Origin of the sequence: Bacteroides sp. L10-4 (assembly GCF_013373675.1) — a bacterium.
In the GTDB taxonomy this organism is placed as follows: Bacteria; Bacteroidota; Bacteroidia; order Bacteroidales; family Bacteroidaceae; genus Bacteroides; species Bacteroides muris.
Window position 1 is genome coordinate 32371 of sequence record NZ_JABXJH010000041.1, and the last position, 17226, is coordinate 49596.

The 17226-nt window shown below is 47.2% G+C and carries 15 protein-coding genes; 9 read left to right on the forward strand and 6 right to left on the reverse strand.

The window, feature by feature from the left end:
• The first annotated feature begins 18 nt into the window (after window positions 1-18).
• From HU824_RS13400 to nqrF, 5 genes are all read left to right on the forward strand, one after another.
• Window positions 19-1188: an NADH:ubiquinone reductase (Na(+)-transporting) subunit B gene (locus HU824_RS13400; protein ID WP_136010515.1), complete on the forward strand. Its 1170-nt coding sequence runs from the start codon at window positions 19-21 to the stop codon at window positions 1186-1188.
• A gap of 14 nt (window positions 1189-1202) precedes the next feature.
• Complete coding sequence (locus HU824_RS13405) at window positions 1203-1892, forward strand: Na(+)-translocating NADH-quinone reductase subunit C (protein WP_176469111.1); 690 nt, start codon at window positions 1203-1205, stop codon at window positions 1890-1892.
• Window positions 1893-1896: 4 nt separating this feature from the next.
• Window positions 1897-2532 carry an NADH:ubiquinone reductase (Na(+)-transporting) subunit D gene (locus HU824_RS13410; RefSeq protein ID WP_136010513.1) on the forward strand — a complete coding sequence of 212 codons (636 nt, stop codon included), beginning with the start codon at window positions 1897-1899 and terminating at the stop codon, window positions 2530-2532.
• Between the two features lie 105 nt (window positions 2533-2637).
• Entirely contained in the window at window positions 2638-3264 is a 627-nt protein-coding gene (gene nqrE, locus HU824_RS13415) for an NADH:ubiquinone reductase (Na(+)-transporting) subunit E (RefSeq protein WP_136010512.1), read from the forward strand.
• Between the two features lie 17 nt (window positions 3265-3281).
• The gene (gene nqrF, locus HU824_RS13420) at window positions 3282-4556 is read left to right on the forward strand and encodes an NADH:ubiquinone reductase (Na(+)-transporting) subunit F (protein ID WP_136010511.1); all 1275 of its coding nucleotides are present in this window, start codon (window positions 3282-3284) and stop codon (window positions 4554-4556) included.
• A 191-nt stretch (window positions 4557-4747) separates the two neighbouring features.
• Here nqrF and HU824_RS13425 read toward each other — a convergent pair whose 3' ends face one another.
• The 5 genes from HU824_RS13425 to HU824_RS13445 form a co-directional block, all read right to left on the reverse strand.
• Window positions 4748-5980, reverse strand: a complete 1233-nt coding sequence (locus tag HU824_RS13425) for a DNA recombination protein RmuC (RefSeq protein ID WP_176469112.1) — start codon at window positions 5978-5980, stop codon at window positions 4748-4750.
• Window positions 5981-6001: 21 nt separating this feature from the next.
• Entirely contained in the window at window positions 6002-6856 is an 855-nt protein-coding gene (map, locus tag HU824_RS13430) for a type I methionyl aminopeptidase (protein WP_136010509.1), read from the reverse strand.
• A gap of 100 nt (window positions 6857-6956) precedes the next feature.
• Window positions 6957-10379 (reverse strand): AAA family ATPase, encoded by a 3423-nt coding sequence (locus HU824_RS13435; RefSeq protein ID WP_176469113.1) that lies wholly within the window; start codon window positions 10377-10379, stop codon window positions 6957-6959.
• Between the two features lie 15 nt (window positions 10380-10394).
• Complete coding sequence (locus HU824_RS13440) at window positions 10395-11606, reverse strand: exonuclease SbcCD subunit D C-terminal domain-containing protein (protein WP_176469114.1); 1212 nt, start codon at window positions 11604-11606, stop codon at window positions 10395-10397.
• Window positions 11607-11633: 27 nt separating this feature from the next.
• Window positions 11634-12263, reverse strand: a complete 630-nt coding sequence (locus tag HU824_RS13445; RefSeq protein ID WP_176469115.1) for an HU family DNA-binding protein — start codon at window positions 12261-12263, stop codon at window positions 11634-11636.
• 298 nt (window positions 12264-12561) lie between these two features.
• Between HU824_RS13445 and HU824_RS13450 the strand changes: the two genes are divergently transcribed.
• The 4 genes from HU824_RS13450 to HU824_RS13465 all read left to right on the forward strand — a co-directional run bounded on the left by HU824_RS13450 (window position 12562) and on the right by HU824_RS13465 (window position 16753).
• Window positions 12562-13431 (forward strand): aldose 1-epimerase family protein, encoded by an 870-nt coding sequence (locus HU824_RS13450; protein ID WP_176469116.1) that lies wholly within the window; start codon window positions 12562-12564, stop codon window positions 13429-13431.
• A gap of 104 nt (window positions 13432-13535) precedes the next feature.
• The gene (gene araJ / locus HU824_RS13455; protein ID WP_136010504.1) at window positions 13536-14678 is read left to right on the forward strand and encodes an MFS transporter AraJ; all 1143 of its coding nucleotides are present in this window, start codon (window positions 13536-13538) and stop codon (window positions 14676-14678) included.
• Window positions 14679-14933: 255 nt separating this feature from the next.
• Window positions 14934-16058, forward strand: a complete 1125-nt coding sequence (locus HU824_RS13460) for an AAA family ATPase (protein WP_016272684.1) — start codon at window positions 14934-14936, stop codon at window positions 16056-16058.
• The gene (locus HU824_RS13465; RefSeq protein ID WP_016272683.1) at window positions 16055-16753 is read left to right on the forward strand and encodes a DUF4276 family protein; all 699 of its coding nucleotides are present in this window, start codon (window positions 16055-16057) and stop codon (window positions 16751-16753) included. The genes HU824_RS13460 and HU824_RS13465 overlap by 4 nt, the downstream gene beginning before the upstream one ends.
• A gap of 56 nt (window positions 16754-16809) precedes the next feature.
• On the opposite strand, the gene HU824_RS13470 is transcribed toward HU824_RS13465, so the two are convergent.
• Window positions 16810-17094 carry a hypothetical protein gene (locus HU824_RS13470; RefSeq protein ID WP_016272682.1) on the reverse strand — a complete coding sequence of 95 codons (285 nt, stop codon included), beginning with the start codon at window positions 17092-17094 and terminating at the stop codon, window positions 16810-16812.
• Between the last annotated feature and the right edge of the window lie 132 nt (window positions 17095-17226).

Genomic DNA, 17226 nt, shown 5'->3' on the forward strand with positions numbered 1-17226 from the left:
CAATTATCAATTTGATAAATGAAAGCGTTAAGAAATTATCTCGACAAGATAAAGCCGAACTTTGAAGAGGGCGGCAAATTCCACGCATTTCAGTCGGTGTTCGATGGCTTCGAAACATTCTTGTTCGTGCCCAATGCCACTTCGAAATCGGGAACGCATATTCACGACTCCATTGACAGCAAACGCATCATGTCGATGGTGGTCATTGCGTTGGTACCGGCGCTGTTGTTCGGTATGTATAATGTAGGTTACCAGCATTTCCACGCTACTGGTGTTGCCGGAGGCTTCTGGGAAATGTTCATCTACGGTTTCCTGGCTGTATTGCCAAAAATCATTGTATCATATGTGGTAGGTCTCGGCATTGAGTTCGTAGTGGCTCAGTGGAAGAAGGAGGAGATTCAGGAAGGCTTCTTGGTTTCCGGTATCTTGATTCCGATGATTGTTCCGGTGGACTGCCCGTTGTGGATTCTGGCAGTTGCCACTGCATTCTCCGTAATCTTTGCCAAGGAAGTATTCGGTGGTACGGGCATGAACGTGTTCAACGTGGCCTTGATTACCCGTGCATTCCTATTCTTCGCCTATCCTACGAAGATGTCCGGTGATGCCGTTTGGGTATCGGACGACAGTATCCTCGGTCTGGGACAGTCGGTAGACGGTCTGACGGTAGCTACTCCGCTGGGTGCTGCCGCTACTTCGGGCACTGTTCCTGAGTTCTCTTGGGATATGGTGACCGGTCTTATTCCGGGTTCCATCGGCGAGACAAGCGTTATCGCCATTGCCTTGGGTGCCATCCTGCTGTTGTGGACGGGCATTGCAAGCTGGAAGACGATGTTCTCCGTATTCGTAGGCGGTGCCTTCATGGCATGGGTGTTCAATGCAATCGGGCCCGATACTCCGATGGCGCAGATGCCGTGGTACGAGCACCTCGTGCTGGGTGGTTTCTGTTTCGGTGCCGTGTTCATGGCTACCGACCCCGTTACATCGGCACGCACGGAGACCGGTAAGTATATCTTCGGATTCCTGATTGGTGCAATGGCAATCATTATCCGTGTGCTGAACCCCGGTTATCCCGAAGGTATGATGCTTGCCATCCTGCTGATGAATATCTTCGCTCCGCTGATTGACTATTGTGTGGTACAGGGTAACATCAGCCGTCGCGAGAAACGTGCAATCAAGTCTAACAATTAAATACCGGAAAAGAAATGAATACCAATAGTAATAGTTATACTATCATTTATGCTTCGGTAATGGTTGTTATCGTTGCATTCCTGCTGGCATTCGTAAGTTCTTCCTTGCGCGAGACGCAGAACAAGAATGTGGAACTTGACACGAAGAAGCAGATTCTTGCTGCGCTCAACGTCAAGGACGTGAAGGATGCTGAAGCCGAATATAATAAATATGTAAAGGGCGATATGCTGATGAACGTTGACGGTACTCTGACAGAGAATACCGGTGCGTTTGCCACCGCTTACGAGAAGGAAGCCAAAGAAAATAACCGTCTGCACGTGTTCGTAGCAGAGGTTGATGGTGAAAAAAAATATGTATTTCCCGTTTACGGTGCTGGCCTTTGGGGTGCTATCTGGGGATATGTTGCGCTGAACAGCGACAAGGATACCGTTTACGGTGTTTATTTTTCCCATGCCAGCGAAACTCCGGGTCTGGGTGCCGAAATCGCAAGCGCACACTTCCAGGGAGAATTCCCCGGTAAGAAGACGCTTGAGAATGGTGAGATAGCTCTCGGTGTTGTGAAGAACGGCAAGGTAGAAAAAGCTGACTATCAGGTAGACGGCATTTCCGGTGGTACCATCACTTCTGTTGGTGTGGATGCCATGTTGAAGGCTTGTCTGAACAGCTACAAGAACTTTTTAACTAATAATAATGAGGAGGAATAAGAATATGGGACAATTGTTTTCAAAGAAGAATAAAGAAGTATTCTCTACTCCGCTGGGACTGAATAACCCCGTCACCGTGCAGGTATTGGGTATCTGTTCTGCTTTGGCTGTTACTGCCAAGCTGGAGCCCGCCATCGTGATGGGTCTTTCGGTGACGGTGATTACGGCATTTGCCAACGTAGTGATTTCACTGTTGCGCAAGACGATACCCAACCGTATCCGTATCATTGTTCAGTTGGTGGTGGTTGCCGCATTGGTGACTATCGTAAGTGAGATTCTGAAAGCTTTTGCTTACGACGTAAGTGTACAGCTTTCTGTATATGTAGGTTTGATTATCACCAACTGTATCCTGATGGGACGCTTGGAAGCATTTGCCATGCAGAACGGTCCTTGGGAGTCTTTCCTTGACGGTGTGGGCAACGGTTTGGGATATGCCAAGATTCTGGTAATCGTAGCTTTCTTCCGCGAACTCCTGGGTTCGGGAACACTGCTCGGTTTCAACATCTTGAACTATGAGCCTTTGCAGAAGTTGGGGTATGTGAACAACGGCTTGATGCTGATGCCGCCGATGGCACTGATTATCTGTGCCTGCATCATCTGGTATCAGCGTGCACGTCACAAAGAATTGCAGGAAAAGTAATAATTTGAAGTAGTCAGCATTCAGTACCAGTAGTTGGAATCAGATACTCTGAATCATTTTTCTACTTACTACTTTTTACTTACTACTTAACTACTTATAAAGATTATGGAACATTTATTAAGTTTATTCGTCCGCTCTATCTTTGTGGACAACATGATATTCGCATTCTTTCTCGGTATGTGTTCTTACCTTGCCGTATCAAAGAATGTGAAGACTGCTGTGGGACTGGGCATCGCCGTAACTTTCGTGTTGGTAGTTACACTTCCGGTCAACTATTTATTGCAGACAAAGGTGCTGGCTGCCAACGCAATCATTGAAGGCGTTGACCTCAGTTTCTTGAGTTTTATTCTTTTCATTGCCGTAATTGCAGCTATCGTTCAGTTGGTGGAAATGATTGTAGAGCGTTTCAGCCCTTCGCTGTATGCTTCACTGGGTATCTTCTTGCCGCTGATTGCTGTAAACTGTGCCATCATGGGTGCTTCTCTTTTCATGCAGCAGCGCATCACGCTGGGCGAGAGCGATCCGAAATTCATCGGTGGTATTGCTGATGCTGTTTCTTATGCGTTTGGTTCAGGTATCGGTTGGTTGCTGGCTATCGTAGGCTTGGCTGCCATCCGTGAGAAAATGGCCTATTCTGACGTTCCGGCTCCACTGAAAGGACTGGGTATAACGTTTATCACAGTAGGTCTGATGGCAATGGCATTTATGTGTTTCTCTGGTTTGAACATCTAAAAGAAAGGAATAAAACAATGGATATGAATATGATATTAGCAAGCATTGGAGTATTCCTCGTGGTTGTCCTCCTGCTTGTTGTTATCCTGCTGGTTGCCAAGAATTTCCTGGTGCCTTCAGGTAATGTGAAACTGACTATCAATGGCGAGAAGGAACTGGACGTAGCTTCCGGTTCTACATTGCTGAATACGCTGTCTGTAAATGGTGTGTTCCTTTCCTCCGCTTGTGGTGGTAAAGGTTCCTGCGGACAGTGCAAATGCCAGGTGGTGGAAGGCGGAGGTGAAATCCTGCCTTCTGAGACTCCGCACTTCAGCCGTAAGCAAATACAAGACCACTGGCGTCTGGGTTGCCAGGTGAAGGTGAAGGGTGATATGGCCATCAAGGTTCCCGAAAGCGTGCTGGGCGTGAAAGAATGGGAGTGCGAGGTTATCTCCAACAAGAATGTGGCTACGTTCATCAAAGAGTTTATCGTTGCATTGCCCAAAGGCGAGCACATGGATTTTGTTCCGGGTTCATACGCGCAGATTAAGATTCCTAAATATTCGATGGATTATGATAAGGATATCGACAAGGAACTTATCGGTAAGGAATACTTGCCTGCATGGGAGAAATTCGGTCTGTTGGGCTTGAAGTGCCGCAATGACGAAGAAACCATCCGTGCCTATTCTATGGCCAATTATCCTGCCGAGGGCGACCGCATCATGTTGACGGTACGTATCGCTACGCCTCCGTTCAAGCCGAAAGATCAGGGTCCGGGCTTCATGGATGTAATGCCGGGTATTGCTTCTTCTTATATCTTTACCTTGAAACCGGGTGATAAGGTAATCATGAGTGGTCCTTACGGAGACTTCCATCCGATATTCGATTCCAAGAGGGAGATGATGTGGGTCGGCGGTGGTGCCGGTATGGCTCCGTTGCGTGCACAGATTATGCACATGACGAAGACACTGCGCACTACAGACCGCGTGATGAACTACTTCTACGGTGCGCGTGCGTTGAACGAAGTGTTCTATCTGGAAGACTTCCTGCAGATAGAAAAGGATTTCCCAAACTTCAAGTTCCATCTTGCATTAGACCGTCCCGACCCTGCCGCCGATGCAGCGGGCGTGAAGTATACTCCGGGCTTCGTACACAACGTAATTTACGAGACTTACTTGAAAGACCACGAAGCTCCCGAAGACATCGAATACTACATGTGTGGTCCCGGCCCTATGTCGAAAGCTGTTGAGAAGATGCTTGACGACCTCGGTGTTCCGGCTCAGAACCTGATGTTCGATAACTTTGGCGGATAATCTTCCTTGTCCGTTTTGAGATAATAAAAAGACTCCGGCATGGCCTTCATGGTTTTGCCGGAGTTTTTTTATTCGGGTCATTTCCTCTCTAATGAAAGAAAGTGGAGTGGATTTTTCGTCGCTTTTTCTTTATTCCTTGATATTGATGAAGGAGAATGCAGTCCTTCAGAGTTTCCATGTTGGATGTTTTTTTATTGAGTGTTGTTGTTGTCCTCTTCTGTTTCTTCTTGAAGGGTGTCTTTGGGCAGCAATCTTGGAGAAATGCGTTTCTTAGGAGTGAGGCTCATGCCTTTCAGCATTTCGGCTTGGCGCACTACGCTGCCATTACCGTCCGAAAGCTGGTTGAAGGCTTTGTCGTAATCCCTTTGCAGGCTGGTCAGCCGGTCGCCGATACCGAGGAAGGTGTCGGTAAAGCCTGCAATTTTTTCATATAAGATGGTGCCGCGCTTGATGATAGCCTGCACATTCTTTACCTGGTTCTCTTTCTTCCAAAGGTCGAGCGAGAGGCGCAGGGCACTAATCAGGTTGGTGGGGTTCATCAGTACCACCTTTTTGTTGTAGGCATATTCCCAGAGGTGGGCATCGCTTTGGATGGCGAGGAAGTAAGCACCTTCGGTAGGGATGAACATCATAACGAAATCCGGCGATTGAGCGTCATAGTGCGAGTAGTCCTTGTGGCTGAGTTCGTCGATGTGGGCGCGGACGGATTGCAGGTGTGCTTTCAGAAAGTGTGCCTGTTCCTCCTTGCTTTCGGCGGAGGTATAGGCGGCATATGCTGTCAGCGACACTTTGGAGTCGATAATCATTTCCCGTTCATCGGGGTACTTTACAATGATGTCGGGCTGCATCTTTTGCCCGCTTTCTTCATTGATGATGGCTTCGCCTCGTTCGTCTTTTAGAAACTCCTGACGGAAGTAGTGTTCTCCTTCAATCAGTCCGGAGGCTTGCAACAGACGTTCCAAAATCATTTCACCCCAGTTGCCTTGCATTTTCGAATCTCCTTTCAAGGCACGGGTCAGGTTGTTGGCATCTTCGCTGAGACGATTGTTCAGTTCCACCAGTTCCTTGATGCGTTCTCCCAGCGAGAAACGTTCTTTGGCTTCGGCACTGTATACTTGTTCCACCTTCTGACGGAAGTCCTTCAGATTATCACCCAGCGGACGGAGCAGATTGCCCAGGTGTTCGGCATTCAGCCTGGTAAAGTCTTCGGCTTTGCTCTGGAAGATACGGTTGGAGAGATTTTCGAACTCGATGTTCATGCGTTTGTGCAATGCTTCGGCTTCTTCCTTCTGCAGCTTCAATAATTCTATTTCCTTCTTTGTCCCGCTGATTTCCGCCCTCAGTGCGGCAGACTTGCGGTCTGCCGCCAGATAGCCGACTACGGTTCCGATGATTGTCCCTATAATCAGTAATAATATCTCCATAGATGTTTTGAAGTGTCCGCCTTATTGTGTCAATATTTCGTTTCCGTCTTCAGTAATCAGGATTTGGCTTTCCCATTGGGCAGAAGGCAGTCCGTCGTCTGTGCAGACGGTCCATCCGTCGGCTTCGTCGATAAAGACTTCGTAGCTTCCCATGTTAATCATCGGTTCGATGGTGAACGTCATGCCGGGTACTATCAGCATGCCCGTTCCACGTTTGCCGAAGTGTTCCACATCCGGTTCTTCGTGGAACTTGACGCCACAGCCGTGTCCGCAAAGGTCGCGTACCACGCTATATCCGTTCTTTTCCGCATGTTCCTGGATGGCGGCACCTACATCACCGAGGCGTGCCCAAGGCTGTGCGGTTTGTATGCCTATGTCACGGCATTCTTTGGTGACCTGTACCAGCTTCTGCATGTCGGGGCTGACTTCGCCAATCATGAACATGCGTGAGGCGTCGGCAAAGTAACCTTTGTAGATGGTGGATACATCGACATTTACAATGTCACCGCTTTTCAGGAATTCCCTGGTGCTGGGAATGCCGTGGCACACTACATCGTTGATGCTGGTGCATACACTTTTGGGGAAACCTTCGTACATGAAGGGAGCGGGGATAGCGTCGTGGTCTGTGGTGAAGCAATACACCATGTGGTCAATTTCGGCTGTGGACATACCTTCTCGAATGTTCTCGGAGAGATAATCCAGCAGGGCTGTGTTGATTTTGGCACTTGCACGGATACCGGCCAACTGCTCCTCGGTACGGAGTGCGCTTCGCATCGGCAGTTTATACCCTTCTTTCTTATAATGTTGAATTTTGGCTTCTACTTCGTCGGAATAGTTTTTAGGAGTAAACCGGACTCCTTTCATGAACTTTTTCATTGTCTTTTCTTTTTTATGAATGTGCAAAAATACACAATAATGCAGGTGCTTGTACTATCGAGAGCCGAAAAACATTTGTTTTCTTTATCCCGATACCGGCTTAGAGGGTATTCATCACTTCTATTTCGCTTCTTGAACTGTCTATTCTCCGTACCTGTATTTGGGTCTTTATGCGTTCTTTCAGTCCTTCCACGTGGCTGATGATGCCTACCTTCTTGCCACCCATCTGGTGTAGTTTTTCCAATGTATCCATGACGGTGTTCAGGTAGTCGCTGCTCAGTGTGCCGAAGCCTTCGTCTATGAACAGAGTGTCTACCGAGAGGCTCTGGCGGCTGAGGGAAGAAAGTCCGAGGGCAAGCGACAGAGATACCAGGAAGCTTTCACCGCCCGACAAGGTGCATGCCGGACGCGCCGCTTCTCCTTGATGGAAGTCGCGCAGCAGGATAGTGAGCGAGCCGGCCTGGCATTCCAGTTCGTAGCGGTCGGTCAAGTGTTGCAGATAGAAATTGGCACCTGCCAGCAGCTCTTTCAGGACGAAGCTCTGGGCTATGTTGCGGAAGTTTTTTCCCCGTTCGTCACCGAAATGGCGGCAGAGGCGGTCCCACTTCAGATACTCTTCGCGTAGCCGGTCAGCATGTTCCTTCTCTTCCTTTATCCGGTCGATGTTGCGCATGTTTTCTTCCAGACGTAACTTCTGCTGGCCGATGGACTGGTTGCCGACGGTTATCTTTTCTTCGAGATTCGCGATGAGTGCATCCAGGGTTTCGAGGTTTTCATTTTCTTCTATTTCGGGCTTCCGGCTGATGTGCTCTTCCACTTGTCCGGTGGTCAGATGAAAGGCGGTCGATGCAGCTACTTCTTCCTCTTTAAGGGTCTGCAATGAGGCACGCAATGCTTCTATCCGTGGGCCGGACCAAGCGGATAGGACTGTGATACGCTCCTCGTCGAGGGTGGGGTTGACGGCATAGAATCCGGTTAAATCCTTTTGCAGCCTTGCCATCTGGTCTGCGGTGGAGGATATGCTTTGTTTCAGTCCGCTTGCTTGTGCATTCAGATTATTCCAGGCTATCCCCAGCTCTTTGATTTCCGTTTCCTGTGTTGCTGCAGGTGCGTTTCGCCAGTCGGGGAATGCGGTATCAATGCTTTTCCTGTTTATGTTTATCCCTTCCAGCTCTTTATGGATAAGGGCAATGGCGGACTTCAGTTCTCTTTGTTTTTCCTGTGCCAGCCGGTAGTTGCGCGTAGCTTGCGTCAGGCGGTCAATAAAGGAGAGGGGAGAGTTTTCCCATTCCGTGTTCCATCCCTCCCAGAGGATGTGGGGAGTGATGCGGTCCATGGTGGCACGTATGTTCTCCTTTTCGTTGGCGGTGAGCGACTCGTAATTGACGATGCTGTTTTTCAGCTCATTCAGCCTTCTGTCGGCAGAGTTGAAGGCTTGGCGTGCAGCGTCCACGCTTTTCTGGCATTCGTCCTTTTGTCGTTGCAGAGTTGTGATTTGTGTGCTGAGCCTTTGAACTTCCGTGAGCTTTTCGTTCAGTTTTTCCGATTCCAGCTTGTTCTTTTCCAATAGCTTCTTCAGAGTTTCGCCGATGGTGTCGGAGAGGCCGATGCCGTTGCATCGGGCGCATTGGGCTTGTGCGTCGGTATGGGCAAGGTTGTAGCTCCGGAGTGCTCTTGCTGTAGACTGACGGGCATTCTCTGCCAGTGTTCCGTAGGTCTTGGATTCTGTCCGGTTGTTGTTCAATGCCTGCTCGGCTTCCTTGTATTCTTTCTCTCTTGTTTCCAGGGATGTGCGTATGGGAGCAAGGACAGACTGGAAATCTTCATCTTTGCGGAGCGATTTTATTTCTTGTCCGCACACGGGGCAAGTATCCCCGACGACAAGCCGGGAGCGTGCTTCCTTTGCCCACTCTTCTATGGCTTCCTTTTGCTTGTCGTACAGGATGCGGATGTCATCATAACTTGTTTTCCTGCTGTCGAATGCCGTTTGCAGGAGGACGTATTGCTTTTGGCACGCCTCCACTTTGGCGTTCAACGTCTTTTCGTTTTCCTTTGCCTCGTTCAGTGTCCTTTCCGTTTCAGCCAGCAGAGACAAGGCATTCAAGGCTTGTAGCAGGTTCTCCCGTCCGGTGTCGAGTTTGTTTTTCTTGTCCTGCAGGGCAGGGTGGTCTATGGTTTCAAGCTGCTTGTTCCGTAGGTTTATTTCGTTTTGCAGTGCATGGTTCTCTTGTTCTTTCCGGGCGAGGGCGGCTTCCTTATCGGTGCGCTCTTTAACCTTCACGGGTTGTTGTGCGGCAAGTCTTTCAAGCTGCGCGTTGTAGGTGCCGATGCGCGTTTGGGCATCGAGTGCGGATTTTAGGCCGGTAATGATGGACTGGCTTTGCTCGAACATGGGTAGTAAGGGCGAGTGCTCTTGCAAGTACTTCTCGGCACGATGCAGCTTGTCTTCTTGCTTTTTTAGGAAACTGCATAGCCACTTGCTTCCTCCGTCCAGCCGGGCAAAGGATGCTTTCAGCATCCCGGCTTGTGCATGGTTCTGTTGTTGTTGCTGTTGCTGCTGTTTCAAGGTAGAGAGCCAGTTGCGGGCATCGGCGGTGGCATTCCATTCCTTAATCAGCAGTTCTTTCTGTTTGAATTCGTTCGATTGCAGTTGCGCTTGCTTCCCTTCCCACATCTTCTTTTGCTGTTCACAGGCGAGGAGGAGTTCGGCGTATTTCTTCAGCCAGTCCCGTCTAGCGAGGGCGATGGTCTTCTGCTCATTGGCTTCCTTGACTCCGGCATTTTGCGTGGCTATGGCTTCCTTGATTGCGGCGACTTCTTCTTCTGCCAGGATGTGGATGCTTTCCAGCTTCCGGTTCTGGTTTTCGTATTCCGTCCGTCTTTGCTTGGTGGAGGCATATATTTCGGCACCTATTTCGGAGTAGATACTTGTGCCGGTCAGCTTTTCCAGAATATCCGATTTTTCGCCTTCCTTGCTTTGCAGGAACTTGGTGAAGTCGCCTTGCGCCAGCATGGTGGTGCGGCAGAATTGTTCGAAGGTCAACCCCACTGCAGCTTGTATTTCCGCTTTTATCTCATTTTTTTTGTTGAGTTGTATGCCGGTCTTTCTGTTTTCCAATGTCCAGCGCACATCCTGCACGGTTCCTGAAATCTTGCGGTGCGCCCGTGCCACGTACCATCGGGCGGTGTAGGGCGTTTCGTTCGAGCCGGTAAACTCCAGCTCCGTCCATGCTTCACTGGTGTTACGGCGCATCAGTTGCCGGCTGTCGTTGATGGCAATGTCTTCCTTTTTGGCAGAGAAAGTCTGGTTCAGGTCTTTGTATTTTTCGTTCTCGGCATGGTCCATGCGGGGCGTGTCATTGTAGAGTGCCAGGCAGATGGCGTCGAGAATGGTTGTCTTGCCTGCCCCCGTCTCTCCGCAGATAAGGAAGAGGGATTCTTCACTTAGCGGTCCGTTCTCGAAGTCGATGACGGCATCTTCTATGGAGGCAAGGTTCTTTATGGTGAGTTTCTGGAGTTTCATGTTCCGGACGGATGATTATGGGTTGTTCTTGCTTTTTACTTTTTGCACGGCAGTTTCCATCAACAGGCAAAGCTCCGCATCCATCTCTTCTCCTTCGGTTTCGCGGTAGTAGAGTCTGGCAATTTCCAGAGGAGACATTTCCTGCATTTCCTGGATGGAGATATGCTTGCTCTCGTCAGTGTCAGCCTGCCGCTCTCGGGTGGTCTTGATGTAGCAGTATTTGCATGCCTTGCCTTTGGCGGCGTTCGAGGCTTTTTCGTTGCAGTCGGGTGGCAGGTAGCCTTTTGTCAGCACATTCAGACGGAGGTATGCAGGTCTCTCTTTCGGGTATTCTTCCAGTAATTTCAGGGCGTCTTCGAAAGGCGTCGGGTCATGGGGAAGCGTGACGAGGGGAATTGTATTTTCAATTTCCCTTGTACTGATTTGTGGTTCTGCACCTTTCTCCAACTTGACGATGGAGACGGAGTGCGGATAGGTTTCGTCGAAGCTGACGGGGAGGGGGGTACCGCAATAGCGTGCGTGGTGATGACTGCCTTTGATGTCCTGAGGGCAATGGATGTGCCCGAGTGCCAGGTAGTCGTACCCTTCTCCCATAGCGCTGAGGGGAACATACTCTATTCCGCCGATACTCTCATCGTGTCCGCTGCGGTCGCTGCCTTCGATGGAGAGATGAGCCATGAGGACGACGGGCAGCTGTGCCGTATTCCGTTTTTTCACTTCGTCCAGCAACGCTTGGAAGAAGCGTGCCTGCCGTTGGTCGCGCGGTGTCTCAGAGTCCAGCAAGGGGAAGTTTTGCGGATAGACGTGGGGCACGGCAATAACGTAGCCCGTTGTCCCTTTTTCATTGTCCACCTCGATGATGTGCTTGTCCAGGTTCACTTCCTCGGCCGTACGTTCGATGTTTCCCACAACGTTCAAGCCGAAGTGTTGCCACAGGCTGCTGTCTATCTCCAATTTCGAGCTGCTGTCATGGTTTCCGGCAGTGACTACGATGGTCATTCCGGGGCAGGCTTGGTGAATGTCCAACATGGCGTCGGTGTACATCTTCTGCGTGGCGGCGGCAGGAGCGGAGTAGTGGTAGATGTCTCCGCTCACCACCATGGCGTCGGGCTGCTCTTCGGCCACTATGCAGGCGAGTTGCCGTAAGAAGGCTTGCTGCTCGGCAGTGCGGTCGTAGTTGTAGAGGGTGTGTCCCAGGTGCCAGTCGCTGGTATGTAGTATCTTCATGGTTCTTATGGCTTCAATGGATGCGGGTTACTGTTTCTTTAAAATATAAATCTTGTGTGTCCCTCTTCCTTTATAGTCGATGCCCGATTCGGGATTGGCTATCCATTCGCGCAACTCGCGGGAAGCGGCGGACTTCAATAAGCCGGTCAATCGGCAATAGTCGGCTTGGGTCATGAAGCTGTTCTTCTCCAGGTACTTTTTTGCCCGTTCCAGCCGTTCCTGCGGAGAGAACATCTGTGAGGAGCGTTGGAATTTGTCGGCGGAACGTTTCAGATGGCACTGGCGGGCTGTACGGTACAGTAGTTCTTTGTCCGCCTTGAAGTGAATGTCCTTCAGGCAGATGCTGGCTGCGTTTCGCTTGGTGTCTCCTTCTTCGCCCGTCTCCCGTTCGCGGTCTTGGCGCAGGCCGAGGGCGGGGGTGAATACTCCTAAGTTGTCAATCTTCACGGAGTAGCCTTGTCCCATCTGGTAGGCTATTTCGTCGGTGACGGCTTGCATCAGTCCGATGATGTCGCCTCGTGTGAAGGATGAGGCGTATGCTATCTTTTCGGTGATGGTTTCCAGGTCCACCTGCCCGTATAGTTTCATTCGTGGGTAGAGGATGCGTTTGCCGTCTTCTCCCGGCAGGTTCAGTTCCTGCATGTTGTATTCTGCCATGATGGTGATGTTGTTATGAGGTTCGTTCGTCTTCGGGGTTTGCAAAGTTTATCCCAAGGTTGCGGATGCGTGTCCCAAGGTTGGGGATTTCTATCCCAAGGCTTGGGATAGACAAACCAAGGGCGAAGGTAATTCTTTATCTCTATACTTGCAAACTTTACTATCAGTAGTTAGGAAGTTTTTTATTGCTAGTCGGGAAGTTTTTTGTTAGGAGTTGAGGTGAGAAGAGTCCTATTTTGTATCTTTGGAACAAATTGATGAGAGTGGAGAAATCCATTCAAAAAATGATATATATGATATGAGAACACTTTTTAATTCAGAACTGACAATTAAAGTCTCCCCACATGGGGCCGAGTTATGCAGCATCTTGCATGATGGAAAAGAATATCTTTGGCAGGCAGACCCTGCTTTCTGGAAACGACATTCTCCAGTGCTTTTTCCCATTGTAGGCAGTGTTTGGGAGAATGAATACCGCCACGAAGGCGTTTCCTACGCGTTGACGCAACACGGTTTTGCCCGCGATATGGAGTTTGAATTGGTGCTTGAACAGGAAGATGAGGTGCGCTATCGGTTGGTTGACAACGAAGAGACACACAAGAAATATCCTTTCCCGTTTTGTCTTGAGATAGGCTATCGGATAGAGGGAAAGAAGATTGAAGTGCTTTGGAAAGTCATCAATACCGGAACGTGTGAAATGCACTTCCAGATAGGAGCCCATCCGGCTTTCTATTACCCGGACTATGATGCGGAGACAACGGACTGTGGATATTTCGGCTTTGATAAGACGGAAGGTTTGCACTATATCCTTATCTCCGAAAAAGGCTGTGCCGCCCCGGATAAGGAATATTTGCTTGGGTTGACAGACGGCCTGCTGCCTTTGGACATACACTCCTTTGATGAAGATGCCCTGATTCTGGAAAACAGTCAAGTGAAAGAAGTTACATTATATGATAAGGAGAAGAAACCTTATCTGAGTCTGTATTTCGACACTCCGGTGGTGGGGTTGTGGTCGCCTCCGGCCAAGAATGCCCCGTTTGTCTGCATCGAGCCGTGGTACGGGCGTTGTGACCGTGCCCGTTATAAGGGCGAATATAAGGATAAGGACTGGATGCAGCATTTGGCGCCGGGAGAAGTCTTTAATGGTGGGTATACAATTGATATAAGATAAAAAATGAAGAAGGATACTGAAAATAATTCGGTATCCTTTTTATTTGGAGAATGCAATGTCATTATCTTTGCGCCCGGTAAAAAATATAGGTTGTTTTTTAAGGTATGAAGAAGAGTCTTATTGCATTGGCATTCGGTACATTGGGGCTAGGGATTGCCGAATTTACGATGATGGGTATTTTGCCCTATGTGGCTACTGATTTGGAAGTCAGCATTCCCGTGGCCGGTCATTTCATCTCTGCGTATGCGTTGGGTGTCTGTTTTGGTGCGCCCATGCTGCTTCTGGCCCGCAAGCGTCCGTTGAAGCAGATTCTGCTGGTTTTGATGACATTGATGATTGTGGGTAATATTTGTGCGTCTATGGCGCCCAATTATTGGGTCTTGCTGTTGGGACGTTTTGTTTCCGGGCTTCCTCATGGCGCTTATTTTGGAGTGGCTTCCATTGTTGCGGGAAAATTGGCTGATAAGGGGAAAAGCTCGGAGGCGGTTTCAATTATGATAGCGGGAATGACTGTGGCCAATCTGTTTGGGGTGCCGTTGGGTACTTCGTTGAGCCATACACTGTCTTGGCGTGCCACGTTTCTGCTGGTAGGTGCCTGGGGATTGATAACACTGTATTACATTTGGCGTTGGGTGCCGCAGGTCGAAGGTCTGAAAGACACGGGATTTAAAGGGCAGTTCCGTTTTTTGAAGAAGCCGGCGCCGTGGCTCATATTGGGAGCTACGGCTTTGGGCAACGGTGGCGTATTCTGCTGGTATAGCTACATCACCCCGTTGCTGACCGAGGTTTCCGGTTTTAGTGCGGAAAGCATTACAGCGCTGATGGTACTGGCAGGATTCGGAATGGTTGTCGGCAATCTGGTCAGTGGGCGCATGTCCGACCGGTACACTCCGGGAAAGGTAGGTACGGTGGTGCAAGGGATGATATGTGTGGTTTTATTATTGATATTTTTACTTTCGCCCCATCCGTGGTGTTCGGCAATACTGATGACACTCTGTACGGCAGGTTTGTTTGCCGTCTCCAGCCCGGAGCAGGTGTTGATGATTCGTGTGGCCCCTGGAGGAGAGATGTTGGGAGGCGCTTGTGTGCAGATGGCTTTCAATTTGGGGAATGCTGTCGGAGCCTATATCGGAGGTCTTGCCTTGAGTGGAGGATACCGTTATCCCGCATTGGCAGGCGTACCGTTTGCACTAGTGGGATTTATTTTATTCCTTGTCTTCTACAAGAAATTTCAGGAGAAGTATTAAGAGTTTCAGTTTTTTATGTAACTTTTGCAAGAAAAGATAACTCGCTTAGAATAAGTCGGTTGGTCGAACTGCTTGAAAATAGGGTAACGAGATAGCAACCGTTCGTATTTCTGAGTTCTTCATTGTTATGCTTCAACGTGATAACTCTGATGGCACAAAGATACGAATTAATCATATAGAAATTGTTTTTCTCTTCGTTTTTTCGTGTGTTTATGTTTTTATCATTACTTTTGCAACAAATTTAAATTTAGTATAATGGCTAAGACTTACCCAAAGACCAAATTGCAAGAAGTGACAATTAAAGGTTATAAATCTATCGCCTTTAATAGACCTGTAACATTGAAACTTAATGATGTTAGTATATTGTTAGGTGCAAATGGTGCTGGAAAAAGTAATATTATTAGCTTTTTTCGAATGTTAAGTTATATGATGAGCAAATCATTTGGGAAATATGTTGAAATGTCTGGCACTTCCAATGCTTTATTACATTATGGCACAAAAAAAACGCCAGTAATGTCTGGTGAAATAAAATTTTCCGATTCAAAATCAATTGATACATACAGCTTTTCATTGTCAAATGCGACTCCAGACAGGTTAATTATTACAGAAGAACGCATTGTATGGCACCGTAAAGGAAAAGTAAAACCTTACGAAGTTACTTTAGAGCCTGTATTTAAAGAATCTGCCCTTGCAGAAAGCGATAATCCTGTAGCAAAAACGATTTTTCAGATGCTATCATATTGTAAAGTATACCAATTTCATGATTCATCAGTAGAAGGTCCTTTGCGTCAGGTTTGTCCCGTAGAAACAACAAATTATCTACAATCACATGGTAATAATTTACCTTCTTTTCTTTTGTTCCTACGTGACAATTATATAAATTCCTACAATAGAATAGTTGATTATGTCAGAGATGTAGTTCCACAGTTTCAAGATTTCTATCTTGAACCTAATAATAGGTTTATTTCTTTACGTTGGATGGATAATTCTGCCACAGATTATCGTTTCAACGCGTATCAGTTTTCTGATGGGTCAATTCGATTTATAGCATTGGCTACTTTACTTTTACAGCCACCGCAAACTATGCCAAATGTGATAATACTTGATGAACCAGAGTTAGGTTTACATCCATATGCTATAACTCAACTTGCAGAGATGATAAAAGATGCTTCAATACATGCACAAATTATTATTGCTACTCAAAGTAAAGATTTGGTAGACCATTTTGACATAGATAATATTTCTGTCATTGAAATGGATAAAGAAACTCAGTCTACCACAGTTACTCATTTAAGCGATGAGGAATACCATTTATGGCTTCAAAAATACACCGTAAGTGAATTATGGGATAAAAATATTATAGGAGGACGTCCTGTATGAAAGCTAAAATAATCCATATTTTATGTGAAGGGCAGACAGAGCAAGGTTTTGTAGAGGAGGTTTTGCGTCCATACCTTCAAGGTAATGGTATAACAGGTGTAAAGGGCATTTTGATTACAACGAATAAAAAGAAGAATGCTCGAGGTGGAATGTTGACATATAATCACGCTTTAACAGACCTTAACCTATTGCAACAAACGAAAATAGATGGAGATTATGAAAGACACATATTTACGACAATGTTTGATTTATATGCTCTTCCTGATGATTTCCCTGGTTTTGAAAAAAGAAAAACAATTAGTGACCCATATTTAAAGGTATCTAATTTGGAAAAAGATTTTGCAGATGCAATAAATGATAAACGCTTTATTCCTTATATTCAACTTCATGAATTCGAAGCTCTTCTATTTTGTGGTATTGAATACATTGAAAAACTCTACCCTGGTTGTGAAAAAAGATGTGGACAATTAACTCAAGCGTTACAAAAAGTAGGTAATCCAGAGTTAATCAACAATAGCCCAGAAACTGCACCAAGTAAACGTATTATAAAAGCAATAGAAGGAGATAAGAAGACACATTATAATTATAATAAACCTAAAACTGGTAAATTCGTAACGAAACACATTGGCATTGATGAACTTCGCTCAAAATGTAAACACTTTGATGAGTGGATTGAAAAGCTAATCAGTTGTTAAAACTTTACAAAGCCGACATTCAATTTCATATGAGTTTGAATGTCGGCTTTTTTTTGTTATTTTTTATCCTCAATTTTTACAAACAAATAATGTATAGAATCCTTTATTAAATATACTCCAGCCAAGGCCATTACTCCTAAATAAATTGGAGCTGCAGACATGCCTCCTCCTTGGTCATATTTAGCAGTCCAGGCAGAAGAAAGTTCTCTCATCATAGAAAAATCTGTATCGGCTTCAAAAATTTGCAGAACGAAAGCGATAACACCAAGAATGGGCGGAAGTAATAAGAATAATCCGATAAAACATTCGATTCTCTTGGCTTTAACAATTGCTGTATCCATAATCTATAAGTAATTCAGAAAAATAAATGAACATATCAGGCTCTTTTGGAGAAGTTGATAAAGTGGGATTTGCCCAGCCCCGCCAGGCCTCGATTGACAGCGTAGAACAGATTGTCAGTCGAGACATAATCC